This window comes from Parachlamydia sp. (assembly GCF_050255895.1).
Lineage (GTDB): Bacteria > Chlamydiota > Chlamydiia > Chlamydiales > Parachlamydiaceae > Parachlamydia > Parachlamydia acanthamoebae.
Window position 1 is genome coordinate 1 of sequence record NZ_JBFWIR010000007.1, and the last position, 25,697, is coordinate 25,697.

Annotated in this window: 23 protein-coding genes; 12 read left to right on the plus strand and 11 right to left on the minus strand. The window is 37.5% G+C overall.

Annotation, left to right across the window (positions count from 1 at the left end):
- Window positions 1-181: 181 nt before the first annotated feature.
- The 5 genes from AB7E63_RS02175 (at window position 182) to AB7E63_RS02195 (ending at window position 5,403) form a co-directional block, all read left to right on the plus strand.
- A complete protein-coding gene (locus AB7E63_RS02175) occupies window positions 182-463 on the plus strand; it encodes a DUF167 domain-containing protein (RefSeq protein ID WP_006341813.1) in 282 nt (93 codons plus the stop codon).
- A gap of 246 nt (window positions 464-709) precedes the next feature.
- Window positions 710-1,846: a hypothetical protein gene (locus AB7E63_RS02180; RefSeq protein WP_006341812.1), complete on the plus strand. Its 1,137-nt coding sequence runs from the start codon at window positions 710-712 to the stop codon at window positions 1,844-1,846.
- A 67-nt stretch (window positions 1,847-1,913) separates the two neighbouring features.
- Window positions 1,914-3,380, plus strand: a complete 1,467-nt coding sequence (locus AB7E63_RS02185) for a S10 family peptidase (RefSeq protein WP_006341811.1) — start codon at window positions 1,914-1,916, stop codon at window positions 3,378-3,380.
- A 78-nt stretch (window positions 3,381-3,458) separates the two neighbouring features.
- Window positions 3,459-3,884, plus strand: a complete 426-nt coding sequence (locus AB7E63_RS02190; protein WP_006341810.1) for a SufE family protein — start codon at window positions 3,459-3,461, stop codon at window positions 3,882-3,884.
- 97 nt (window positions 3,885-3,981) lie between these two features.
- Window positions 3,982-5,403, plus strand: coding sequence for a protein-tyrosine phosphatase family protein (locus AB7E63_RS02195; protein WP_013924792.1), 1,422 nt, complete (start codon window positions 3,982-3,984; stop codon window positions 5,401-5,403).
- A gap of 38 nt (window positions 5,404-5,441) precedes the next feature.
- Here AB7E63_RS02195 and AB7E63_RS02200 read toward each other — a convergent pair whose 3' ends face one another.
- The 10 genes from AB7E63_RS02200 to AB7E63_RS02245 form a co-directional block, all read right to left on the minus strand.
- Window positions 5,442-7,073, minus strand: coding sequence for a hypothetical protein (locus AB7E63_RS02200; protein WP_006341807.1), 1,632 nt, complete (start codon window positions 7,071-7,073; stop codon window positions 5,442-5,444).
- 77 nt (window positions 7,074-7,150) lie between these two features.
- The gene (locus AB7E63_RS02205; RefSeq protein ID WP_241209005.1) at window positions 7,151-9,187 is read right to left on the minus strand and encodes a methyl-accepting chemotaxis protein; all 2,037 of its coding nucleotides are present in this window, start codon (window positions 9,185-9,187) and stop codon (window positions 7,151-7,153) included.
- Window positions 9,174-11,228, minus strand: a complete 2,055-nt coding sequence (locus tag AB7E63_RS02210) for a methyl-accepting chemotaxis protein (protein ID WP_013924795.1) — start codon at window positions 11,226-11,228, stop codon at window positions 9,174-9,176. The genes AB7E63_RS02205 and AB7E63_RS02210 overlap by 14 nt, the downstream gene beginning before the upstream one ends.
- A gap of 205 nt (window positions 11,229-11,433) precedes the next feature.
- Window positions 11,434-12,981 (minus strand): hypothetical protein, encoded by a 1,548-nt coding sequence (locus AB7E63_RS02215; RefSeq protein WP_006341804.1) that lies wholly within the window; start codon window positions 12,979-12,981, stop codon window positions 11,434-11,436.
- Window positions 12,982-13,306: 325 nt separating this feature from the next.
- Window positions 13,307-13,792, minus strand: coding sequence for a nucleoside-diphosphate kinase (gene ndk, locus AB7E63_RS02220; protein WP_006341803.1), 486 nt, complete (start codon window positions 13,790-13,792; stop codon window positions 13,307-13,309).
- 9 nt (window positions 13,793-13,801) lie between these two features.
- Window positions 13,802-14,368: an anthranilate synthase component II gene (locus AB7E63_RS02225; protein WP_006341802.1), complete on the minus strand. Its 567-nt coding sequence runs from the start codon at window positions 14,366-14,368 to the stop codon at window positions 13,802-13,804.
- A gap of 12 nt (window positions 14,369-14,380) precedes the next feature.
- A complete protein-coding gene (ndk, locus tag AB7E63_RS02230; protein WP_006341801.1) occupies window positions 14,381-14,812 on the minus strand; it encodes a nucleoside-diphosphate kinase in 432 nt (143 codons plus the stop codon).
- Window positions 14,813-15,152: 340 nt separating this feature from the next.
- Window positions 15,153-16,436, minus strand: a complete 1,284-nt coding sequence (gene aceA / locus AB7E63_RS02235) for an isocitrate lyase (protein WP_428418578.1) — start codon at window positions 16,434-16,436, stop codon at window positions 15,153-15,155.
- A 9-nt stretch (window positions 16,437-16,445) separates the two neighbouring features.
- On the minus strand, window positions 16,446-18,047 hold the full coding sequence (gene aceB / locus AB7E63_RS02240) for a malate synthase A (protein WP_006341799.1): 1,602 nt from the start codon (window positions 18,045-18,047) through the stop codon (window positions 16,446-16,448).
- A 93-nt stretch (window positions 18,048-18,140) separates the two neighbouring features.
- Complete coding sequence (locus tag AB7E63_RS02245; protein WP_006341798.1) at window positions 18,141-19,139, minus strand: hypothetical protein; 999 nt, start codon at window positions 19,137-19,139, stop codon at window positions 18,141-18,143.
- 140 nt (window positions 19,140-19,279) lie between these two features.
- On the opposite strand from AB7E63_RS02245, the gene AB7E63_RS02250 reads away from it, so the two are divergent.
- The 5 genes from AB7E63_RS02250 to AB7E63_RS02270 all read left to right on the plus strand — a co-directional run bounded on the left by AB7E63_RS02250 (window position 19,280) and on the right by AB7E63_RS02270 (window position 24,258).
- The gene (locus tag AB7E63_RS02250) at window positions 19,280-19,786 is read left to right on the plus strand and encodes a Dps family protein (RefSeq protein WP_059359430.1); all 507 of its coding nucleotides are present in this window, start codon (window positions 19,280-19,282) and stop codon (window positions 19,784-19,786) included.
- Window positions 19,787-19,842: 56 nt separating this feature from the next.
- Complete coding sequence (locus AB7E63_RS02255; RefSeq protein WP_006341796.1) at window positions 19,843-20,043, plus strand: dodecin family protein; 201 nt, start codon at window positions 19,843-19,845, stop codon at window positions 20,041-20,043.
- A 157-nt stretch (window positions 20,044-20,200) separates the two neighbouring features.
- On the plus strand, window positions 20,201-20,731 hold the full coding sequence (locus AB7E63_RS02260; RefSeq protein WP_428418581.1) for a hypothetical protein: 531 nt from the start codon (window positions 20,201-20,203) through the stop codon (window positions 20,729-20,731).
- A 129-nt stretch (window positions 20,732-20,860) separates the two neighbouring features.
- The gene (pheT, locus tag AB7E63_RS02265) at window positions 20,861-23,263 is read left to right on the plus strand and encodes a phenylalanine--tRNA ligase subunit beta (protein ID WP_006341794.1); all 2,403 of its coding nucleotides are present in this window, start codon (window positions 20,861-20,863) and stop codon (window positions 23,261-23,263) included.
- 26 nt (window positions 23,264-23,289) lie between these two features.
- The gene (locus tag AB7E63_RS02270; protein ID WP_006341793.1) at window positions 23,290-24,258 is read left to right on the plus strand and encodes a toxin-antitoxin system YwqK family antitoxin; all 969 of its coding nucleotides are present in this window, start codon (window positions 23,290-23,292) and stop codon (window positions 24,256-24,258) included.
- A gap of 31 nt (window positions 24,259-24,289) precedes the next feature.
- Here the strand turns inward: AB7E63_RS02270 and AB7E63_RS02275 are convergent, their stop codons facing one another.
- On the minus strand, window positions 24,290-24,844 hold the full coding sequence (locus AB7E63_RS02275; RefSeq protein ID WP_006341792.1) for a hypothetical protein: 555 nt from the start codon (window positions 24,842-24,844) through the stop codon (window positions 24,290-24,292).
- 64 nt (window positions 24,845-24,908) lie between these two features.
- Between AB7E63_RS02275 and AB7E63_RS02280 the strand changes: the two genes are divergently transcribed.
- Complete coding sequence (locus tag AB7E63_RS02280) at window positions 24,909-25,454, plus strand: methylated-DNA--[protein]-cysteine S-methyltransferase (protein WP_428418584.1); 546 nt, start codon at window positions 24,909-24,911, stop codon at window positions 25,452-25,454.
- Window positions 25,451-25,648 carry a hypothetical protein gene (locus AB7E63_RS02285; RefSeq protein ID WP_006341790.1) on the plus strand — a complete coding sequence of 66 codons (198 nt, stop codon included), beginning with the start codon at window positions 25,451-25,453 and terminating at the stop codon, window positions 25,646-25,648. The genes AB7E63_RS02280 and AB7E63_RS02285 overlap by 4 nt, the downstream gene beginning before the upstream one ends.
- Window positions 25,649-25,697 lie beyond the last annotated feature (49 nt).

The window sequence follows — 25,697 nt, forward strand, 5'->3', positions numbered from 1 at the left end:
GCGATTTTCAAGAGAAAAAATAGAACAAATAACCTTTTGATATTTCATCGATTTACGAAAATTTAATATTTTTAATATCCAGCAAAGATATAGGCTCTGATTTTTTCAGGAATGCTTTTGAAAAAAGAGATAAAAATTTATATTTCGTAAAATAAGTCTACAGATAAAGCGATTTTTACATATGACTCTTTCACAAACCACGCTAGCGATTAAAGTGATTCCAAATGCCTCAAGAAATGCCATTTTAGGGTGGGAAAATGATGAACTTAAAATGTATATTGCCTCTGTTCCAGAAAAAGGAAAGGCAAACGAGGCGGTTATTAAATTTTTAGCGAAATTTTTAGGTCTCAGAAAACAGCAGATTCAGATTATCCGTGGTGAAACAAACCGGCATAAAATCCTTCAAATAGAAGGGATAGATAAAACAAAATTAATAGACTATATTAATAAAAATATGGGATAGATAATGCTAGAAAAAATGTTCTAATAACATCTCATTAAAGTAGTCTAGGCTTCTCAGCTATTTTCGAAGGGATCGCTCACATAAAATCTAGTGTTGTATTTTATAGATCGTTTGTCTACCTTTAACAATAATTTATCTTTAGTTATTTATCTATTATATATCATTAAGACTTATTCAGTTATTTTGTCGATAGTTTATTTAAATAGTGTTATTATTTTCTCTTTATAATTACAAAGAGAAAGTTTTATGAATACAAGTGATTTAGTTAACATTCCAAATGCTTTTTTAATAGCTGGAAACCAAACTTATAAAATAACTGAAAGTAAAGATTCGGATTTTGAAAAAGGAGATTCTTCAAATGATGGTTTTGATAACCCTTCTGAAACAAAATATGTCACTTTAGATGAATTTAAAAATGATTTTATTAGCAAATTAAAAGATGAACTTTCTTATGTTGAAAGAATTCAATTAATTAAAACTTATTTTTCTAAAAATGAGAAAGAATATGATCTATATATTGCTCTCGATGAAGAAAAAAAATTAGAGATTCGTCTAACCATGCAAGAGACAGCTTTTAAATCCTGTATGCTGCTCGAAAAATATTTTCAAGAACCCAATTTAGATTCTCAACAACAAATATATCACACGTTTCGCGTATTTGAATATTCGTACGCAACAGAAAGTGAAGATAGAGTATTAAAAGTCTTTTGTTCCTGCTTAGGATCAAAAGGGGAGTTGGCATGGATTCAAAGTGGCACTCAGTTGTCAGGAAATGAAGTATTTGATCTTTATCAAATGCTTGCAGATATTCTAAAAGTCAAAGAAATGGTTCTCTATGATGACGCCCATTCTGAAATAGAGATAAGTTCAAAAAAAATTGTTAGAATTCCCATCCGCCAAATGAAAGCTTTAGCTAGTACATCAGAAGAGGGTTATTCTTGGTATGAAGAAAAAGGAAGGTTCGAAGTGGCTAGTTTGGAAACCTATCAAACAAAACAAAATGTGGTGAACCAAAGCTCAAAGTCTTACCGGAGTGCTATTTCTTTAATTCGCAAAACCCCCCTGAAAACAGCTGTAAAAACGCACCGCGGAGCCACAAGTTTGATCAATCGACTAGCAAAACAGTATTTGGAAGGAAATAAATCCTTAACCCTGCATCATCTTTTTCAAAAATTGGACCAGCTGACCCGTCAGGCTAAAGGAAAATCATGTAATGCGCGTCTGCTTAAAAGTTCCCATAAAGCATTGAGAGATTTAAATGCGCTTTTTGAGAAATGTATCGATGTTTTTGATACCCCCCTTATCCTTGATAAGGAAGGAGAGGCTTTTGTGAATGCCTTAAAGCAACTACATGATACACGTATATTTGTACGCCAAGGGTAATCAAAGATAGACGCTAAATGCTTAAGACTCTAAACTTATTTTCAATATACTTTACAAGAAGAGAATTATGAGAAAATATTTTTTTATTTGGCTGTTCTGTGCATTTTCATTGGCCAATTGCATTGAAGTTGAAAATAAGAATTTTGTGCAGGAGTCTTCACATGTCTTGCTTTTATCTGATCAAACGATTTCCTATACAGCGCAAATTGGCACGCTCACTATTGGAGGGGAGGATAAAAATCCAAAAGCTCATTTATCGTATATTTCTTATACAAAAAACGCTATTGATGACCCCTCTCGTCCGATTGCCTTTTGCTTTAATGGTGGACCCGGTTCTTCTTCTATTTGGTTACATTTGGGAGCCCTTGGACCTAAGCGTATCGTTTTTGAAGATTGGCTAGCAAAAACGCCAAGGTATGCTTTAGAGCAAAATCCACACTCTCTTTTAGACCACATGGATTTAGTTTTTATGGATCCGGTTTCAAGTGGATTTAGCTCTTGCGCAGAAGGGGAAAATCCTAAATCTTTTTATTCCTATGAAGGCGATGTGAAAGCAATGTCTGAATTTATCAGACTCTATGTTACCCGCTTTAATCGCTGGGGATCACCAAAAATTTTAATTGGAGAGAGCTACGGTGCTGTACGCGCCATCGGAATGTCTGAAGAATTAACAAGTCGACATGGGATGGAGCTTGATGGATTGGTATTAATTTCTCCTGTTATCGATTATCAGACCATTTCAGGATTAGGAGATGGTAATGATTTACCTAGCCTTTTGTATCTGCCTTCTTATACCGCGGCGGCTTGGTACCATCAGAAGCTTTCCAGTTCGCTGCTAATGCGTCCTTTGCAAGATGTTTTGAAGGAGGCGGAAACATTTGCTTTGACTGACTATGCACAGGCTTTGTTGTTAGGGGATGGTTTAGATGAGAAAAATAAAACCAATATAGCAGAGAAAATGGCTTTCTATACCGGATTAAGTTGTGACTATATTCTGCTAAATCGTTTACGCGTTGCACCTCACCAATTTAGAAAAGAGCTTTTTAGAAAAAATTATCGTTCAATTGGACGCTTTGACAGCCGTTTAACAGGAATAGAAAGAGAGCCATATTATTCAAATTGTGAATCAGATCCCTGTGAAAAGATCATTAGTGGGATTTTTACCTCCACCTTGAACCAATACTTTTTTCAAGAGTTAAATTGGAAAAATGACACAAAGTATGAGGTATTGGCTAATGTGCGTCCATGGGAGTACAGTGGGGCGTCGAATCGTTATTTGAACTTGTCTTCTACTTTAGCTAGGATGATCAGTCAGAATCGTAACTTAAAGGTCTTGATTGTTTCTGGACGTTACGATTTAGCAATTCCTTATTTTAGTATTCAATATGTCGTGAATCATTTAGGCTTGGATCTTGCATTAAAAAATAATATCCAAACACAATTATATGATTCGGGGCATATGATTTATTTGGAAACAACGGAACTCATCAAATTAAATGAACAAATAAAGAAAATCTTCGCTAAAAGAGAATGACTTTTTTCCTAAGCAAAAATTTCAAATTAATAATCCTCGTTAAACTTTTTCAATTCTGTTGAGTAATTAGGTTAAATCATGTTTTTGTCGTGTTTAGAAAAGCAAAATCAAATTAAAGAAATTTTTAAGGTTTGTTTAACCGAAGAGCTCAAGTATCAAAAAATCATTGAATTAGGGCGAGCATTGCCCCGCCTTTCAGAAAATCATAAAACTCTTGAAAATTTGGTTAAAGGATGCCAAAGCACCATGTATTTGCGTTCTTATATGGAAGAAGGAAAAGTTTACTTTGAGGCAGAATCTGATGCTCTGATCTCATCTGGATTGGCAGCCATTTTAATTCAAGCATATAGTGGCGAAACTCCTGAAGCGATTTTGAAATGTCCTCCAGATTACTTGGAAGAGCTTGGGATTAGTGCGAGCCTGACGCCTAATCGCGCAAATGGCTTGTACAGCATTCACCTGAGAATGAAGCAAGATGCCCTAAAGTTTTTGCTAAAAAAATAACATTTCTAATTCGCGTGCATTGGATTAAATTTTTATTGCAGAGGATGTTATTAAGTGTATATGGTGACCTCTAATTCGTTTACATTGGAGTTGCCATATGAGCAAAGCGATTTCTTCACATTTTGATTCTATTCATAGACAACTATTAGGATTCACACCTGCTAATCAGAAATATACTTTAAAACAAGCCGCACATTGCGTGGATCCTCATTCATTATGGCTTGTGAAGGGTATTTATCGACTTGTTTATTGGTGCAGGGGCAAGGGATGGATCAATCAAAAAAAAGTGCTTAATGTCCTTATCTCTTCCGAGGAGGGTCTAGGTGCAATTTCAATACAAATGAAAGAGCATAAAATGCGCATCGAGCAAATTATGTCCGGGGCTCATTACAAAATGTCCAAGCCTTTTCTTTCGCCTAAGGAAACGGCAAATCTAAATCGAATTTCCCATTTTGCTCAAATTTTTTTGTCTATTCATACGACCAAACCATCAGCGCCTCTTCATCGTGATTTGCTACAAGTTCGTCAGGACAGTCTTTTAATTTACAAGAGGATGAGTTTTTTTGGGGAAAAGGGGATGCAAGCAGTTGAAAAATTCAAAAAATCTTCCAAAAAAACGTTGTCAAAATTCGACATTACTTTAGCGCGTGCCATTAGTCGTCCTGAGGAAAAGACTGATGAAGAATGGAATGCTCTAGAAAAGCTTACTAAAGTGGAATTAACGGAAGAAAATGGATATACACACAAACTATCTCAGAAACCCGATTGTCTTGAAAAAAACCGGTATCCAAACATTCTGCCTTATGATCATAATGTTCGAGGAGAGTCCGATGGATCGAATTATGTCAATGCGAGTATCATTGAATTGAGGAATAAAAGATACATTTCCACCCAAGAGCCCTTGGAGAAGACAATATCTGACTTTTTTAACCTCATTATTCAGGAAAATGTGCAAACAATAGTCTGTCTTGTTAATTGTGTAAAAGAATCAAAAAATGAACAAACGAAAAAAAGTGTCAGATATTGGGAAGCACAGCCAGATGCTTTAAAATTGAAAAATGGCTACGAAATTTCCCTTGCTGAAACTCAGAAGGATTATTGTGATCAACAGATTGCTGAAAGAACTTTTATCATTTCAAGAGATGGTCTAGAAATCAGACGGGTGACTCAGCTGCATTACATGAATTGGCCCGATTTTGGTGCTCCAGATGACGAAATATTCGAGGATTTTTTTAAAAGGGTTTTGGAGAAGCATCACGAAGGTCCGCTTTTGTGCCACTGCAGCGCCGGAGTTGGCCGGACGGGAACTTTTATTGCCATTCATAGTTTGTTCGATGAGGTGAATGAAAAAATACAGAACGGGATGAGTCTTTCGGACATTTTTTTGAATTTCGTCGAAACGGTTATTCGTATGCGCACATACCGTGGAAAGCTTGTGCAAACCAAAGAGCAGTATCAATTCATTAAGAATGTGATTGCGCAATGGGCCGCTCCTCCTTTGGACATCAAAGAAGAGTAAAAAAAACCTCTCCCTAGACAGGGAGAGGAAAATGTTTTTTAGGGTAGTTGTTTAGCAATGTTCTTCATATTTTCACGGAAAAATTGTGCAATAGTATGTCGATCGGCATTATTCTTTGGATGGTTTGCTAGATTTGCACCATATGTTTTAAAAGCTTGGATGAATTTCACCTTATTTGGATCATTGCGCGGCTTTGTTAGCATATTCTGAAGGTACTGCTCAAGGAAATTAATCATTGTAGGACCATCTTGAAAGTTTCCGAAATGATCATTCATCAAGGAAAATAGATTTGAAGTCAAACCTGTTTCAGGAGGACTAGGTGGGGACCATAATTCAGTCGCTTTATTGGCAAAATATGAATACCAAGAGCTATTGCTTTCATTTTCTTTGATAGTGGCTTCATTTTCCATTTTTTTATGTTCTTGCAAAAGGTCAGATATGTCAGCTTCATTTTCTGCTGTCACATACTCGTGTACAGTTAATAATATCCCTTGCAGGTTAAATAGAAATTCAACCAAAAATTCTGAATTCCAATCCTGCGCAAAGAATTTTTCAAGGAATTTTTCTTGCTCAGCAGGATAAGGGGACATATGTTTTAAAAGATTTTTCAAAGACAGAGTTAAAGCCTTTCCAGCCTCACTATTTTCGCTAACAACAGAGGCTAAAGCTTCAATAATTTTAGAATAATCTTCTTGAGAATCTACTGGTAATTTTTTTTCTGCGAGAGCTACATAAGAATGAAACAAATCAGCTTGTTCACCTCTTAATGCAGTTAAAATAGTTGCAAGATTAGCAGGTGGAGTTTCTATGAAAGAATCTGGCGGTGTTGATGGTGCCGTTACAAGCTCTTCTTCATCGTCAGAATCCTCATCGTGGGTCTCTTCGGTTTCTACATTAGGCCCGTCTTCATTTAGACTAGGTTCTTCGGTTTCTGTCTCGGGTTTCTCACCTACATTAGGCTCTTCTGGAGCTTCTGGTGTTTCGGGTTTTTGCCCAGTAAGCTTTGTTAGTTTTTCTTCGAGCTTTGCTTGCTCCTGTTTTAAATTAAGAAGATTATTTTCATCGTTATGAATCTCTTCCTCTGTATTTTGAATGGTTATTTTTAACGCATCTATTTGTGATTGGATGTCTTCTAGAGTCTCTGCATTGTCATTTTTTAATTTTAAGTCTGCGAGTTTAGATTCTATACCATCCAATTTTATTTTATTTTCTTTGATTGCATCTTTTTTATTTTTTAAACTTGTCTCAGCGGTACTGATTTTGTCTTTCAATTCTTGCAATTTAGCAGATAATTTTTTAGGCGATAGAAGTTCATTGTTTAAAAGATTTTCAGCACTTTTTCGAGTGACTTCATGCAAGTATTGGGAAGAGTGAAAGGATTTGCCGGAAAGTAGATTTTTAAATCTTGAAAAGAAATTGATGACAGCTTGACGGACTTTATTTGTTTGCTTGTTTTCAGTAGTCGCAATTGGTTTAATAAATCCCTTGATTTTTTTACGATCTTTATTAGAAATAGAATTTTTTTTTATGTAATTTTCGAAAAAGCTAACGACTTTTCTTGAAGAAACTTTTTTAAAGCCTTTATCTGGTTTTCCTGAAAAAGTTAGATAAATATTATCTTTTTTATAAAGGTTGCGAAATGGGTCAATAGTTTCGAGGTTTATAGACATTTACATCCTCCTAATTTTTTAATAATTGATTATAGATATCAATTATTAAGAAAGTTTAAAGGAAGCATCGATATATTCTATTTTGTTCTAGTTGAGATAAATTTGTTAGTCATTGCCTGTAAATGTGAGATCGCATGGTGTAAATATTGAATTTCATTATAAAATCTATTAACATTTTGAGTACTTGCTTGGGCTGCATTTGTTAAAGTGTAAATTTCGCTATGAATTTGAGCGGCTCTAGCAGCTTGCTGTTGCATACCTTGATTAATCAAATCAAATGCCTGGGTCTGATTTCTTGTATTTTCAATTAGCTGAGTCAGTTGGTAGCTTGTTTCCGTCACCCCATTGACTTGAGCCAAAATATGTTCCGAAAATTCCGTTACATATAGAGCTGTTTGTGAAATTTCCGAAACAATTTGGTGAATACTTTTTTCAATATCTAGTGTAAAAAAAGCCGCTTGATCTGCTAATTCACGGATTTTTTTGGCTATAATCGAAAATCCTAAGCCTGTAGGTCCCGTTTTTGAAGCACGGATTGCTGCATTGATAGAAAGCAAATTGGCTTGATCCGCAATTTTGACAATTGTATTAATAATGCCTGTAATTTGTCCGACTAAAAGTTGCAGCTCGGAAAGTTTACCTACGATATTAGAAGATTCTTGTTCCATTTGCTGCATAATGCTCTTCATCTCGCTTAAGTCTTTCACGCCTGAAATAGCTAAATTTGATGTGATAGAAACCACACGGTTAACTTCATTAAGCGATAAAGCAAACTCTAGCGCACTTTTTGATATTCTTTTGGCATGGGGAAGAATGAGGCTTATAGTATCCTTTTGTTTTGTAATGTTTGTTTCCAAATCTTTTGATATTGTATTAACGACTTGTGCTGAGTGTACAATTCTGCTAGAGATTTGTTTGGCGTGATTAATCACATTTTCAAAAAAGTCTGCCATCGCATTAAAGGCATCGCATATCAGCGCAACCTCATCTTGGTTAGACGTTTTGACGCGCACACTGATATTGCCTTCGGCAAGCTCTTTAGCTGCCTTTTTTAAATCAGAAATGGGACGTCTAATCACTCGAGTAATATAAAAGGCTAAGACTAATGATAAACCAAAAAAAGTCCACATGATACCAGAAATAAGGCGATTTTGCATGGTATCAACTTGAATTTGCAAGACTCTTTGAATAAGCTCCAAGCTCTCTTGCCTAAACTCCCAACTTTTTCGCAATGTTTGTTCTGCCATAGCAGTGATTAAAGGGGAATTTCCCTCATGCATCTTATCAATTAAATTTGTGATGTTATTTTGATAAATAAGCCACTCTTTTTGCCAGTTAGGATCCTGAATTTGTTGCAGAATCGTTCCATTGCGATCCATTGCCTTTTGGGCATTTTCTCGTGTATTCTGAAGATTTGTCGATAGTTCGTACATTAAGCCCAAAAAATAGGCTTGCTGCTTTAAATTAAGAGAATTTTTTTTTAAAAGATATCGGGAAAATCGATTTATTTCATTTAAAGTTAGTTGGTTTTTATTAAGATATTCAATCGTTCCTTCAATAAAAAAATGTGTTCCTGGATCTTGGTTATTATAAAGACCAAACCACAAATAAATATCTGTAAGTGTTGTTTGGATAATTTTGATTAATTCATAATGCAAAAAACGGCTTTTGTCTTCTGGATAATCGAAATTAGCCTGATGAAGATCTTGCCAAACAAATAAAATTTGTTCGAAATCGGAGATAATTTTTGAATTTGAACTGATGCCATTAGAATCAAAAGTCTCTTCAATATTGTTTTTTAAGTTTAATAAAGATTTAGAAATCTTATCGGAGATCATTTTGAGTTGTGTAGTTTTGTTCTCTGAAGGAAGTGGATTAAGGACAATATCTTGGTGCTTATAGATTTGACTAATAAGCTTTTCTAATTGCAGGCTTAATCGAATACCTTCGATTTGAGGTTTAATATGGGAAAGGATTTTTGTTTGGGCAATAATTAAAAAAATAACTAGAACGAAAGCGCAAATCATGCAAAGGATAAATGAAATCATGATCTTTTGCGAATAGGTATATCTTTCGAGGTAATAAGCTAGCCTTGTATCATCAAGTAATTTCATAAGTTTTTTTGGGGTTGTGAAAGAAGAAATGAAGGGCTTTTTGCAGCTCATCTGCCGCTGAATTAAGTTGTGAAATTGTTTCATCCAATTCATGCACAATCGGTAGATTCTTCTTTGTTGATTCTAAAAGACCAGAAATCGCTCCAATGATGCCTTCTGCATCACCAGCTTGTTGTTGCATGACTTGACTGACATTTTCGAATTTGACAACTTGTTTTTCGACATGCTGTGTAATATCGGAAAGTTGTGAACTGACAGTTTTGATCCGGTTTGCTCCACTTAAAATTTCATCAAGACCATAGTGTACATCTTGTTTAACAACGGAAACATGTAGCGAGACTTTGTTGATAATTTGCAAAATATTTGCCGTAGCTTCTTGCGTATTATTGGCAAATCTTTGGATTTGTTTGGTGAATTCGGCAAAGCTTTGCTTATGTTCGCCAGCAGATTCCGTTTCAATCGCTGCATTCAAAAATAAGGTATCTGCTTCATCACTAATACTTGTGATGAAAGAGAGTAAGCGAGACGTATCTTTAACTTTGCCTTCAATACTTTGAAGGACCTCCGAGATTTTACTTGATGCATCCACGAGTACAGGTATTTTATCCTTTAAACGCTCGAGTCCAGTGTGTGCATTTTTTGCTAAAGAAGTTTGTCTAGATGCCAGACTGAGGGCTTTCATTGTATCCGCAAGATGTCTCGATTCTAGAGCAATTTGTTGAGCTTTGGAATCAATCGATTTAATACTTCTCTCTTGGCTCGAAATTGTCTGCTCTTGTGCTTTAGTTGACCACGTCATCTCTTCTGTAAAACTTTGAAGTTTTTTTCCTAATTCTTGTAGTTTGTAGACAATGCTTTGGACTGATTCAACCATTTGATTTACAGCATGCCCAATTTGTCCAAATTCATCTCTGGAATCCGAATCAGGAGTGAGCGCGACATCTCCTTTTGCTAATCTTTGCAAATGGCGCAAAATTTTAAAAAGATGTCGTGTAAAGGAGCGCGTGATGGCAAAGATTGTGAGAATCAGACTGCAAATAAACCAATATGCAAGGGCAAAATATTGCTGCATTTGGTAGGTATTTAATTGCGTGGTCAGAGCTTGAATAATTTTTTCATGAGAAATTTTTTCAAGTGTGAGGGCTGATTCTAAAGTGTTAACGACTTTAGAACGCAAATCTTTGGAATAAATGTTTTCGTATTTAGAGGTATTTATTTGATAAACTAAATCTTCAATTGCTTGAAAATAATCTTTCAACGCATCTTTAACTTGGTCATCTTTAAGTTTCAAAAAAGTAGGGTCGTTCAATAAAGGATTAATTTGCTTGATGTTGGATTGAATTTTTTGTGCGACAAGCAACTCATTAAGTGTTAGCGGAACTGATTTTTTGAGATGGCCCCCAAAAAATTCCGTGATGAAGATTCCATTTTTTGGAAGGGTTTCAAAGAGAAGATAACCCATTTTATTGATCCAGGCATTGGAATCGCTACTAATCCCGTAGGCATCTTTTATGTCGGAGTAGCGACTAAGAAGTGATTGAAATAATTCACTTGTTAGGGCATTTCTTTCATCCTGTGTGCGTGCTGGTTTTATTTCGATGAGTTGCTTCCAGGCTTTTTCCCAAGCATCAAAGTCCATTTCAACCTTGCGAGAATCAGAAAATCCTTTTCCTAAATGATCTAAAAAATTGGAAGAAGGGTGAGCTTTTTGAACATTTTTTAATTGTGCAATCGCCTTGGATGTTACTTCTAAAAGATCTTCTTTAAAATGTTTTTCTTGTGTTTCGCTATTTGAAGAGGCTAGATAAAAGATCCATGTTTTCGCAATGTTGTTGAGCAAGGTTTGCATCACAGGAACGTACTGATATCCGATAATTTGTTTTTTTGTCCCATGAATCAAATAATTTTGGGCTGTAATCATCAAATAAGCAGGAATGGGCATAAAAAAAAGATAGACAAAGAAAAAAAACCAAAATCTTTGGTGATAAGTGAATTTTCCCTGGATATTATTCATCCATGCAGTAAGCTTAGAAAGCATCATGCGTCTCGGATTAAAAAAGAAAGTTTTCCAATATTTAGGTCTTCTTCAAATGGGTGATACTACTCAAGGAATAAAGAAGATCATTCTTACTTAAACTTTATTTTTTAATTCCGTCAATCATTTTATCTCTGAAAAATCGGATGTTTATAGAAAACAAAAAGGGGGAAGTCTTTTCCCCCTTGAATGAAGTTAGAGATCGATCTGATCAAGATGAACTGTATGCTGCTTCAAGATTTTCGAGGGTTATCGTCGTGTTTGAGTTTTCTAAACTCGTTCCAGTTTCTTCACTTACATCAGCTTGCGGTTCTTCCATTTTTTCCGATTCTTCCAGCCGTTTTCCGGTATTTCCTTGAACTTTTGCAGCGTCATCTTTTAAAAGCGCTTCTACTTTACTTTGCATGGATAAGCCGTGTAAAGTCATATGGGAGTCTTTGGACATGTTGCCTAAAGTTAGCAAATGTTTGAGTCTATGGACTGTTTGGATTTGTTCACTCAACTGTGTCGATAATTCCGATAATTGTAGACTCAATTCTTTCGGAGCTTCTGCCCATACTAACCATTTGCCATTTCCTTGAGCTTCAATTTTCAAAATGCCTCGATCAAGATCGGGGGCTCCATATTCTTGATGGATACCTTTATAGTCCTCAAAGATGACTTTGGAAATTGTCTCATTTCCATGTGGTTCGAGTAAGCGGGAATCCTTCCAATTTACCTCAAAATTTTCTAAACGTTTTTTTTCTACAGGAACATCCTGGTATTGATTAAATTCAACACGAACATTGACCTTTCCAATATCGCTTCCACTCTTGCAGTAAAGATTGACCCGGATAACGATTTTGTCAGGAGAATAAGACAGAATACTTTCATTGTGATCACCGTGCACATGCTCAGCAACTAAGTGTGGCGGTTGAGAAACATCGATATGCCAATCTGTGTCGGGGTAGATGACTAACTGTTCTGTGTGCCAATGTTCTGGATACCATTTATTCCCATCATAAAATATATTTGGAGAAGATTTTCCTTGAATGTGGCGTTCCATTTCGTGCGCCACATATTCAACAGTGCAACTTCCTGCGACCTGTGGTAAAGCACCTATCCCTACTTGGTATTTTGATTCTACCTTAATGGGCCAACCCCAGTAACCATTATTCCAAGGGACGTTTAACTCTCCTGTGATGTAGGAATAATTTTCTTTGTTTTGATTTTCAAAAGGCCTATGAGGAACTTGAAAAGTTAAAGTGTCCGTCTTTGAATCGACAAGATAACATTTTTTGTCTGCAAAAACTAGGCTAGGTGTGTATCCTTCAGTTGAAGAATAATAAAAGTTCCCGCTAAAAATGACCAATGATGTTTTGGTAATATCATCAATGATGAGATTTCGAGGATTTACCTTAAATAGCTGCGGTTGTTTTGAAGAAAAAGGCAAACTATTCATGAGTTGTTTAGCAAGTCGTTTAAGGTCATCAAGTTCATCGAGATTTTTTTTCTGAAATCTTTCTACCATACTATCTAGGTGGTCAAATGCATTTTTTGCCGCATTGCTAACTTTTTCGATTGTATGATTGAGCTCATCTCGATAAAAATTTTTTGTATTTTCAATGGCTATGCCAATTTCTCTTCCTGCTTCTATCTCTAAATCGACTCCGGCATTTCTAGTTTCCCTAACTGCCTCGTGAATCGTATCATCGACTCTACGAAAGAGCCCATCCAAGAGACTTCCAAAATTCAATCCAACGTTATTAACACCATTCATAGCAACCTCCTTTTGTTAGTTGCATTCTTAATGTTACAAAAAATGTTGACTGCATTTAACCGCTCAAAACATGCTTTCAGATTATTTTTATAATCGTTCTAGGCTCCCCGTAATGTCTTAAATTGCTATATAAAAACAAAAGCATCTTTTTAGAAGGTGTAAGACATGTTTTGCTAGGTGTGGGATATAGCATTTTATTTTAACATGTGTCAAATAAATAATTTTTTTTTCGTCTCAATTGGATCGTCAATTATTTTCAGAAGATGTTTTGTTGTGAAATGGATCAAGAAAAGGCCTCATGCTTTTGCATGAAGCCTTTTTTGCATTAATAAATTTCAGAAGGGTTAAAGAAAAAAGTGATCTCTTTTTCGGCATTTTCGACGCTGTCAGAACCGTGTACAGCATTTTTTGTTACGGATTGAGCGAAATCTGCGCGCAATGTATTTTTTTCTGCTTTAGAAGGATCTGTTGCACCCATAAGCGCACGATTTTTCGCTACAGCATCTTCACCTTTTAGCACGAGAATAACGACAGGTCCAGAGCTCATAAATTCAACCAAATCAGTGTAGAAAGGCCGTTCTTTGTGAACCGCATAAAATTGTCCAGCTTGTTCTTTGCTGAGTTTTGTCATTTTTACGGCTGCCACGCGCAATCCATTGTCTTCAAAGCGGGAAATAATGTGGCCAATGTGTTTAGATGACACTGCATCAGGTTTAATAATGGAAAGGGTTTGTTGTTCGGTTGTGTTAGGTTGATGAGCAAAAAGTGAAGTACTGATGACAGTAAGCAAAATACAAAGATATGAATACATAACATTCCTTTAAGTTTGGTTTAAAAAATTTTGAAAAAGATGAGCTCCATGCTCAGATCGAATAGATTCTGGATGGAATTGTACTCCTTCGATTTGATAAGAGCGATGTTTAAATCCCATAATTTCTCCATCAATAGATTGAGCCGTAATTTCAAGGCAAGTAGGAAAATGTTCGTGATCTACAATTAGCGAATGATAGCGAACAGCCGAGAATGGAGAAAGAAGGCCATGAAAAATACCTTTTTGCGCATGCTGAATAAGGCTAGCTTTGCCATGAATGGGCTTTAAGGCTTTTTTGACTTGTCCACCATATACTTGAGCGATGCCCTGATGTCCTAAACAAACGCCTAAAATGGGGACTTTTCCAGAAAAACGGGTGAGGAGTGAATCAAAATAAAGATAGTTCTGAGGATTGCCTGGACCTGGCCCAATCACAATGTGAGAGGGCTTTAAGCGGATGCAAGTGTCCAGGCAAAAAAAAGGGCTTCTCAAAAGATGTACGGATGCTCCTAATTCCTGAAAAAGATGAACAAGGTTGTATGTAAATGAATCCAAGTTGTCAATTAGGAGGAGCATGCCGAAAACAAATTAACGTGTACGGGAACAAACTTCTTCTGGTTTGAAGAAATAAGCAATCTCTTGAGCTGCAGTTTCAGATCCATCAGATCCGTGAACAGCGTTTTCATCAATTGTCTTTGCAAAATCAGCTCGGATTGTTCCTGGTGCAGCTTTTGAAGGATCTGTAGCACCCATGATTTCACGGTTTTTAAGGATTGCGTTATCACCTTCTAGAACCATGATCAATACAGGACCTGTTGTCATAAAAGAAACTAGGTCACGGAAAAAAGGACGTTCTTTGTGTACAGCATAAAAGCCTTCTGCATCAGCTTGAGAAAGATGTTTCATTTTTGCAGCGACAATACGGATGCCCGCTTTTTCAAAACGTGCAATGATATCTCCAATATGATTGTTTCCAACCGCATCAGGTTTGATAATAGAAAGAGTTCTTTCAGTAGCCATATTAACCTCCGTTATGTTTTTAAAAAAAGTGAATTGAGGATTAAGTATAACACCCTGAAGAAATTATGTGAACTCCAATTTGAGCCCTAAACCTTCCGGATTATCTATTAAATCCTGAAGGAATCACAATTAAGTAAATGTTTGGAGGAGTTGGTTATTGACATACGCAGATTTTTTTTCTGTTTATGTTTTCTTTCGCCTTTGTTTTTTCGAACCGCAAAAAATAAGAGATATTAGCTTCCTTTATTTAAGCGGAGGGATATGCGACTTATGAAATGAGTCGAAGTTCAAAATTCTCGTTATAGGATGTCTTTGCACCTCTATCCTTTTCTAAAAATCCCTATGAAAACTGCTGCTCTTCAGTGGAATTTTTTAAAGAACTGGTACTCGATTGGCCACTTGACAACGTTTGCAGGATTTCATCGAAGTAACCAGCGCCTACGAATTTTTGGTGTTTGATGGCTTTATATCCTTGCTCTTTTTCCATTTCAAATTCGTGTTTTTGGAATTTGGCATATGCACCCATTCCTTCTTTGTTATACTGATGAGCCAATTCAAACATACTTGCATTTAAGGTATGGAATCCAGCAAGTGTCACAAATTGGAATTTATAACCAAGCTCCGCTAATTTTTCTTGGAATTCACGGGCGGCATGCTCATCTAAATATTTTTGCCAGTTGAAAGAGGGTGAGCAATTATAAGCGAGCCATTTGCCTGGAAATTTTTCATGAATACCTGCCGCAAACTCGCGAGCTTCACCGAGATCGGGTTTGCTGACTTCACACCAAACTAAATCAGCGTATGGAGCAAAAGCGCAGCCACGCGCCACAGCATATTGTATGCCTTCTTTTAAATAATAATAACCTTCGCTGGATCTCTGTCCTTTTAAGAACGGTTGGTCAACGGCATCAGCATCGGAGCGAATCATCGTAGCTGATTCTGCATCTGTTCGGGCGATAATCAAAGTGGGAATCCCTAAAAGATCTGCAGCAAAACGGGCTGTTACAAGTTTTTGAATGGCAATTGAAGCGGGGACAAGGACTTTTCCTCCCATATGGCCACATTTTTTTAAAGAGGACAACTGATCTTCTAAGTGAATAGCGGCAGCTCCGGCTTCGATCATGGCTTTAATTAGCTCAAATGCATTTAACGGCCCTCCAAATCCCGCTTCGGCATCCGCGACAATTGGAATAAACCAATCGATTGGATTTCCATTATTTTCGAGGTGCTGAATTTGATCGGCTCGAATAAAAGCATTGTTAATGCGATTAATTAGATGCGGAACACTCAAAAGGGGATAGAGGCTTAAATCTGGATAAACCTGAGCAGCATCATTGGCATCCGCCGCGACTTGCCAACCGCTCACATATATTGCTTTTAATCCCGCCTGGACTTGTTGTAGAGCTTGATTGCCCGTTAAAGCCCCTAGAGCTCTGACAAACGGTTCTTTTTCTAAGAGATTCCAAAGCTTTTCTGCTCCCATTCTTGCTAAAGGGCGATCAATATGAATGGAGCCTCTTAGTTTGATGACTTCTTGAGCGGTATAGGGACGTTGAATATTTTTCCAGCGGGGATTGGTCTTCCAATCACGTTCTAAATCTTCAGCATTTTGATGTGGGTGCATATTTTTTTCTCAAGTGAGATGTTCATAAGAAATTAAAGTTAAAAATTCCACAAAAGCTTTTTTCATCACAATCGATTCCAAGATCTTTTTAGCCTCAGTCAAATGCGGTCGATTTTTATCTTTGGCTTCCGCAATGATTTTTTGTTGCTCTTCCTCAAAAAACTGTTTCAAAAGTTCAGCCGAAACTGTGCGCCCATCGGGAAGTTGAGCCGCGGGATGGTGATGGATCCATTGCCATAGCTGTGCACGTGAAATTTCTGCTGTGGCAGCATCTTCCATCAAATGGTCAAGTGCAGCGGCACCGACTCCGTTTAACCAAGATTCCATATACAGCAGGGAAATACGCACGTTTTGACGAACCCCTTTTTCTGTAATTTTTCCGTTAGGAACTTTGAAATCTAAGAGATCATGGGCAGAGACTTCTGAACTCTGGAATTTTTTTTGAATTTGGTGAGGCTGATCTTTTAAGATTTCCTCAAAAATTCCTTTAGCAATTGCAACTAGAGCTGGATGTGCGACCCATGTTCCATCAAATCCCCCATGGCATTCGCGCAATTTATCTTCTTTAATTTTTTCGAGAGCCTGGTGAGTAACTTCAGGATTATCACGGCTGGGAATAAAAGCAGCCATTCCTCCAATTGCATGTGCGTCTCTTTTATGGCAGATTTGCACAATTCTTTTTGTGTAAGCCTGCATAAAAGGAACTTCCATTGTAATTTGGGAACGATCCGGAAGTAAGGGGTCTTCTTTTTTTTGAAATTTTTTGATAATGCTAAAAATGTAATCCCAACGACCCGCGTTCAAACCGGCAGAGTGTTCTCTGAGTTCGTATAAAATTTCTTCTGCCTCAAAAATAGCCAAAATGCTTTCGATTAATACGGTTGCACGAATCGTTCCCTGAGGGATACTCAAGAAATCTTGAGCAAAGAGAAAAACGTCGTTCCATAAGCGTGCTTCTTCGTGGTTTTCAAGTTTCGGAAGATAAAAGTAGGGGCCGGATCCCTGTCTAATGAGTCTTCTCGCATTGTGGAAGAAATACAGACCAAAATCAAATAAGCTGCCTGAAATTTCTTCTCCGTCAATTTGAAAATGCTTTTCATTAAGATGCCATCCCCTGGGACGAACCATTAAGGTGGCAATTTCATCTTTTAAAGCGTATGATTTATTTTCAGGTGAAATAAATGAAATGGTACGGTTCACAGCATCAATCAAGTTGCTTTGCCCTTCGATCACATTTTTCCAAGTGGGAGAGAGAGCATCCTCAAAGTCTGCCATGAAAACATTAGCCCCAGAATTGAGGGCGTTAATCATCATTTTGCGTTCAACAGGACCTGTGATTTCAACGGCTCTTTTTTGCAAATCTGAAGGTGGTGGGGGAATGTTCCAAGTTAGATCATCTCGAATAGCCGCTGTTTCCGGAAGAAAAGTTGGCAGAATCCCCTGATTGAGTTGCTTCTGTCTTTCGACTCTTTTTTGCAAAAGTTGTTTCCGTCGCCCATTAAATTCCTTATGTAATTCCGTTAAAAATTGAATGGCTTCAGGAATAAGAATGCGATCTTGAATTTTCCCGATTTGCAAAGTGGTGACAACAGATGGTTTCTCTAATTTCATAGCTCCCCCTTATAACCTGATGAATGAGGTGAAATCCTATAATCAGGTATATAAGTTTTTTTAAAACAGAGAGCGTTTTCATTCAAGCTTTGTTTACTGCGAAATTAAACTTTTCCAATAAGTTTGCATTTCTGGAGACAAATAGGGAAGAAGCTTTCGATATTGGATAGGATGGTTAGTTGAATTAAAATGCTCAATATCAACAAAATTTAAACGTTTGTCCCAAGAAAAAGGAATATTATCAGGATAAACAGAATCAATTAATTTATTTTCTTTAATGATCGTATACAACGCTTTGAGTTTAGCTTTTGTCATGTGAAGTGCAAACCAATTTGCATTAAGTGTCCAACCAAGCGTGTCCATATCTTGGACGATCAAAATATATTTTCTTGGAGATCCGGCCTCTTTAGGGACCGCATAAAGCCATTTTTTAGGCACATTTAATAAGTGATTTAATTGGTGGGCATCGATACTTTTTCTGATAAGTCTTGATCCCTTAATCCTGCGTGTAAAAGCCTGCCATTCTTCTCCATTATAGCTATCTGTATAAGCTTTAATTCGATATCCCTCTAATTTTGGATGTTTAGCAACAACCATACCGGCTTTGCATTTGATCATCCTTCTAAATCCCGCTTTTTTTAACGCGTTGTTAGAGGCAAGTACACCATTTTTGGAGAAAATTTTATCTAATTTTTTTCTAAGCTTATGGTCTTCAGGTAATTCAAAGCTTTTTAGGTCTTCTTCAGATAAGCTTCTGGGTGCAAATTTTTCTTCAAAATCCAAAGGGGCATCGACGTATGCCGTCACCTTGTAAAAGGGGAATGGATATTCAACGAGAAATTCTGGTACTTGAGTTTCCGCAATGAAGACAGATTCTTGACTGTCGAAATCGGGGAAAAAATCAGGCGTATTCCCTCCAAAAATAAAATAGGTAGCATTTTCAAATGGATGCCAAGTTAAATGATGGTGCTGTTCATCATTGAGACTAACTTGAACATCTTCAATGAAATAAGATGTTCCGTTCCCTTCAAAAAAAGCAGGTAAAGGGGAATGAAAAAATGTCAAAAGAATGAGTCCTAAAATCGCGCGCATATGTTCCTCTCGATTAAATAAAAAAAATCATCATATGCGTTAAACTGCTTAGTTGCAAAGAAACTCTTGGGAAATGATTTTTTTTGCACACGTTAAAATATTTTTTGTATATAGAAGGTTTAAAACAATCAGGAGGTTTTATGAAAAATAGCAAAGCTTCTGCTAAACTTGCCACTCCCAATACTTTAGGACCAAAAGCAGCCTCAGCTATTACATTCGTTATTAATCCGTTAATCGCCGATTCTTTTGCCTTATATGTCAAAACCAAGAATTTTCACTGGCATCTATCAGGGCCTCATTTTCGTGATTACCACCTGCTATTTGATGAGCAAGCAGATCAGATTTTTGCCATGATAGACGTTTTAGCAGAGCGGGTACGCAAATTGGGTGGAATGACGATTCATTCTATTGGCCACATTGCTCAATTGCAAACGATTCAAGACGATAATCAAGCATATGTGGAGCCACAATCCATGCTTCAAAAGCTATGCAATGACAATAAAAATTTTGCTCAAAGAATGCGCGATGCCCATCAGGTTTGTGAAGACAATGGCGACGTCGCCACTTCGAGCATTCTAGAGGTATTCATTGATGAAACGGAGCGTCGAACTTGGTTTCTTTTTGAAAATACCGTGGATTCAAAGTAACAGTTTTTTGTTCGGTAAATAATGAGAAAAATATCCATTAAATTTTTGGAGGTCGTATGTCTATTGTCAAAGTAATCGAGGTTATCTCGGAAGGAAAATCAATTGATGATGCAGTAAAATCTGCAGTGGCAGAAGCAGCTAAAACAGTAGAGGACATTAAGCAAGTGAATGTGCAGCACATTGAGGGCATTGTTAAAGATAACAAAGTGGTTAATTTTCGCGTGAATGCGAAAATTAGTTTTGTTGTACAACATTAAGCAATGGCTCTAGGCAGGAGCGATGGATAGCTTTTCGTTGCTCTTCGCATCAAATTTCTTTTTTTAATCAGTTGACATATTCTTCTACTAAATTCTAGCATTCATATAATCATTTTGCAAATTCCTGCTTAAACTTGTCATAAATAAAGGAAATTTTATGCACACATTAAAGATTTTGTCCTTTTTCATCGCCCTCACTTTAATATCGTCTTCTGTTATTGAATCAAAAGAGTGTCGTGAACAACTAAAGTTTTCATTTGATGATCGAGAATGGAAAGAAGATTTTCAAAGCAATGATCAAATTGGTTCGATTACGGAATATACGCTTAAAAATGAAACTGTCACTGATTGGAGCGAACTTGTCACTGTCCAAAAATTGATTCCCATAAAGGTTTCGGCATATGATTATTATTTAGACTTTGTGAAAGGGTTAAAAAAAGAAGTGAACCCTTTGGAAGTCAGAAGCCAGGTGCTCAAGCAAAGTGAAGATGATATTTTGTTTGAATGGAGCATTTCGGGCCGTGATGGTTTGTCCCAGCATGAATGGTTTCGATTGATCAAAACCCCTCAATCCACCTGGGTATTGCGCTATACGACAAAAAAGTTACAAGATGTTGAAAAGCAGCGCCCTATTTGGGAGAAAATTTTAAATTCTGCGACACTAGTGCGTGAAGGGGATTGTCAATAACCCCTCCCTAAAGCGAGTTTTTTACGGAAGGCTCGTTTTTCCTTTTCTTGAATTCTATTCAAAATCCTGTATGCTAATTATCCTACATATGTAATCAATTTTACTCACAATTATAACTATTCGAAGAATATGAAAATTCCTTTATCTTGGCTAAAAGAATGGATTAATTTAACCCTTCTTCCTCATCAAATTGAAAAAAAACTCACGAGCGCAGGGCTTGAAGTCGATGCTGTAACACCTATTTCGGCTGGATTTCAAAAAGTTGTTGTCGGGCGTGTGCTAAAAACAGAAAAACATCCAAATGCAGATAAACTTTGCGTAGCTGTTGTAACAGATGGTCTCGAAGAGTATCAAGTCGTCTGTGGTGCACCTAACTGCCGTCCAGGAATCAAAACAGCTTTTGCAATGGTAGGGGCAACCATTGAAGACAAAGAGGGAAAGACTTTTAAAATTAAGGCATCCAAGATTCGCGGTGTGGAATCTTTTGGAATGTTATGCTCGGCGTCTGAATTAAATTTATCCGATGAACATGATGGAATTTTAGAATTTGCGGATCATTTTCAAGAAGGGGCTGATCTTGCTTCCATTTATGGAGATACCATTTTTGAAATTTCTTTGACACCCAACCTGTCCCATTGTTCTAGCGTATTAGGTGTTTCTCGTGAGCTTTCTGCGACAACCGGATTTCCCGTTATCTATCCCAATGTACAACTTAAAGAAACGGAAAAACCCATTCAAGACCAAGTGAAAGTGACAGTCACAGAACCTTTGCTTTGCTCACGCTATGCTTGCCGCTTTATTGAAGGGGTGAAGATTGGGCCATCTCCAGATTGGATGCAAAAGAGGCTGTTGCAATGTGGCATCCGACCTATCAATAATGTTGTGGATGTGACAAATTATGTTTTATTAGAAATGGGACATCCTTTGCATGCCTTTGATTTTAGTTTGGTAAAAGGAGCTGAAATCATCGTTAGAACGGCGCATGAGCAAGAAAAAATGGTGACGCTGGATGGAAAAGAACGAGAGCTTCCCAAACAAGCTCTTTTAATTTGCGATCGAGAGAAGCCCATTGCAATTGCAGGCATTATGGGGGGGCAAAACTCCGAAGTGAGCGATCAAACACACACAATTTTGCTTGAAGCGGCTTACTTTGATTCACGCAATATCCGAAAAACGAGCAAATCTTTGGGTCTGCTGACAGATGCTTCTAAACGATTTGAAAGAGGCGTGGATCCTACTCAAGTATTGGCTTCTTTAGATCGAGCTGCGGAACTCATCCAGCAGCTAGCAGGTGGTGTGATTGCACAGGGAATTTTGGATGTGAAATCCCATGAATTTTTTCCTAAAACGGTGACATGTAGACTCTCTCGCATCAATAGTCTTTTAGGAATTCATATCAGTGCTAGTGAAGTGGAATCGATCTTTCAAAAATTGGGATTCTCTGTTCAATACGATGGTCAGGATCTTTTTTCCGTGCAAGTCCCCACTTATCGGAATGACATTTCGTTAGAAGTGGATTTGATTGAAGAAGTGGCTCGGATTTATGGATATGATAATATTGAAAAACGGGCTCCCCGTTATCATGGCTCCACTATCCCAGATGCCCCCATTTTTCATTTTGAACGAGAAGTTAGAGGGCAATTAATCGCGGCAGGACTGCAAGAATTTTTGACATGCGATTTAATTGGGCCTAGCTTGCTGCAATTGGTTGGAGATTCCCTGATGGATGAAGCTACGCAGGTGAAGGTCGTTAATCCAACTTCCATTGAACAGTCAGTTTTGCGAACATCTCTATTGCCAGGGATTCTACAGCTCATTAAACACAATTGGGATAGGCAAAATCGACATATCAGTGGATTTGAAGTCGGTCGTGTGCATTTTAAAGAGGGTAGCAGATACATCGAAGATCCTGTTGTTGCCATTGTTTTGACTGGAAAAAGCCGACCGCACCATTGGAATCAGAAGCCTGAAGACGTCGACTTTTTTGATCTGAAAGGCATCATCGAAACGTTTTTACACGAATTGCGTATTCCAGCATGCACATTTGAAAAAAGTGACCTTGAGATTTTTCATCCGGGTAGGCGTGCTTCTGTGCAAGTCGGAGCGTTAAAAATTGGATCACTTGGTGAAGTGCATCCTGCGATCTGTCGGAAATTAGATGTGGGCCAACGTATTTTTTTCGCAGAGTTTAATTTGCTCGATCTAATGGGTGTTCGCCAAGAAGAGCCGCGTATGCGTGAGGTTCCAATCTACCCATCTTCAGAACGAGACTGGACATTAACTTTAAAAAATAGTATACCTATTCAAAACGTTTTTGATTGGATCCACGCTGTACGTTCGAATCTTTTGGAGGAGGTTGTCCTGCTCGACGTATACACCAGCGATAAATTGGGCAAAGATTGTAAAAACGTCACGTTTCGATTTACTTACCGCGATGCAAAAAGAACTGTTGCACAGGAGAAAGTAGATGCGGATCATGCGCGGATTATGGGATATGTAACAGAACAAATCAGTTCTGCCAAAGCATTATAAAATGAGATAATTGACGGAGTTTGACTATGCGGTTTGTATGGATTGTAGGATTAATAGGAGCGACAGTGCTTGCTACGGGATGTGCAAAGAAACCAGCCTGTATTAATGGGGAAGAAATTGTAGATTGTAAATATGTCCATAAATACGGGGTAACTGTTCCTCAGCAAGACTGGACTTCACGAGGGGAAAATGGTAAAGTTGTTTCCACACTTAAAAATGGTGTCGTAGTTGCAAAGAATTATGTGGATGGGGAATTACATGGCGAAACAACTTATACGTTTCCTTATGGTGATACCGTTGAAAAAATGGAAAGCTATGAGCACGGTCAGCTAAAATCTGACTTAACCTATTACTCTTCAGGTATCCCAATGCGTGAAGTGCAATATCCCTCTGCTACAACAGAAAATGTCACTGTTTGGTATGAAAGTGGATCCCCGCGATTCCGTGAAAAGTATGTAGATGCCCTTCTCATTGAAGCTGAATACTTTACACCTTCTAATCAAGTCGAATCTGTGGTGGATAATGGAAATGGAACACGTATTTCACGTGATCCTTATGGAATACTGACAGCTACAGATACTATTGATCATGGACGCCTCGTTCTTAGAACAACGGCTTATCCAAATGGAGCACCAAAAGAAGTGATTCCATATGTCAATGATCAAATTCAAGGGGTGCGCAAAACATTTTACCCTGGTGGGGAACCGCATACTGTAGAGGATTGGTCAAATGGGAATCTACATGGTGTAATGACCACTTACCAAAATGGGGAAAAAGTTTCTGAGATAGTCTATGTCGAAGGAAAAAAGAATGGTTTAGAACGACACTATCGTAATGGTAAAGAAATTGTCGAAGAAATTTCTTGGCAAGAAGATCTCAAACACGGGCCATGTGCGCTCTATTTGGGAGATAACTCGAAGACAGAATGGTATTACCAAGGCAAGCCAGTCAGTAAAATCAGTTATGACTTACTAGCGAATCCAAAAATCCGCTAGTTGCTGGCAAGAGCACACGCTATGTGTGCTCTTATTTTTTCTTTGCAAATGAAAAATTTTCCATGTCCCATTCTTCTTGTAGCATTTCACTAAATTCGCCATTCTCTTCATTGATTGCATATTTTTTTAGCAAAACAGCCTTTCCTTCAGTATCAAATAAAATCACTCCATTAAAAGCATCACCGAGTTCCGTATATAATACTTGTTGGGTTGAAAGTTTAATGTCCTGAGCAGAAAACACTTCACACTGTTTGCAGCGGTGTCCAACAAAAGAATGCACTTCTTTGTAAACGATTCGATCGTCTTGGTTCCGAATCAAGCATGTTGTTTGAGTAGGTGTTTCTTCGATCGGAATTTTTTGCCAGGAGTGTTGCTCTCCCCGTTTTAAATGCCGAAAATCTAAAAACAAAGAATCATAGATTGTGGAAATAAATTGAACCCCCTTATACTTTTCCACAGAAATATGCTTTCGGTAAGGATCCATCACAATTTTATAGCTTATTCTCGTCGATTCAGCTTCCCCAATCGGATAACGTCCTATAGGAATTCCCTGGTCCCAGAAGTAGTCTGAAAATTGCTTGATCATGGCTTCTCGCTTGTTAGGATTTTATAAACATCCATCATTCCTAATTTATCTTCTGAGGTCAAGTATGAAAATGCCTCTCTTTGAAACCACTAAAAAGTCACATGGACCTGCTATTGGGGTTCATTTCGAGCTCGTCGAAAACCGCATCCACCACATATACATGACCTTAGGTAACGGTGAAGGCTTGGAGTGGTATCTTTATGGTGATTCTGCTCGAAATAAACAAGTTCAAAAGCAAATCCATACATGGATGAAAAATTATTTAGATCGTCTCCCGGGCACGTTACCCGCATTATACTTTTCTCCAAAGATTTCTGCTTTTCATCGCAAAGTCTGGGAATATTTAACCACTCTTTCTATAGGACAATTAGCATCCTACGGGGATGTTGCCGAAGCTGTTGGTTCTAAAGGAGCTGCAAGGGCTGTAGGCACAGCGTGCGCGAGGAATAATTTTCCTCTTTTGATTCCTTGTCACCGAGTAATCGCTTCGAAAGCAGCTTTAGGAGGGTTTTCATGTGGGCTAGAAATAAAAAGACGTTTACTTGAATTTGAGAAATGTTGGCATCATATTCGCAATTATAAAATTGAATCTCGTACGGAGGCATCATGAAGACTAAAGAAGAATTATTAAAAAGACTTGCCTATCTCGAATTTGTTAATGACCAACTAACAACCGAGGTGTGCGATTTAGATGAATTGCTCCGTAAAGTGGGATTTCCAAAAGGTGTGGAATCCGCTAAATGGATAGGGGGGGAGATGCTTGCTCACCCAAATGACGAAAACAAAGAAAAGGAAAGTCCTTAAGCATAAAATTAATCAAATTCTCATTCATTCTTTATGTCGTATTAATAAT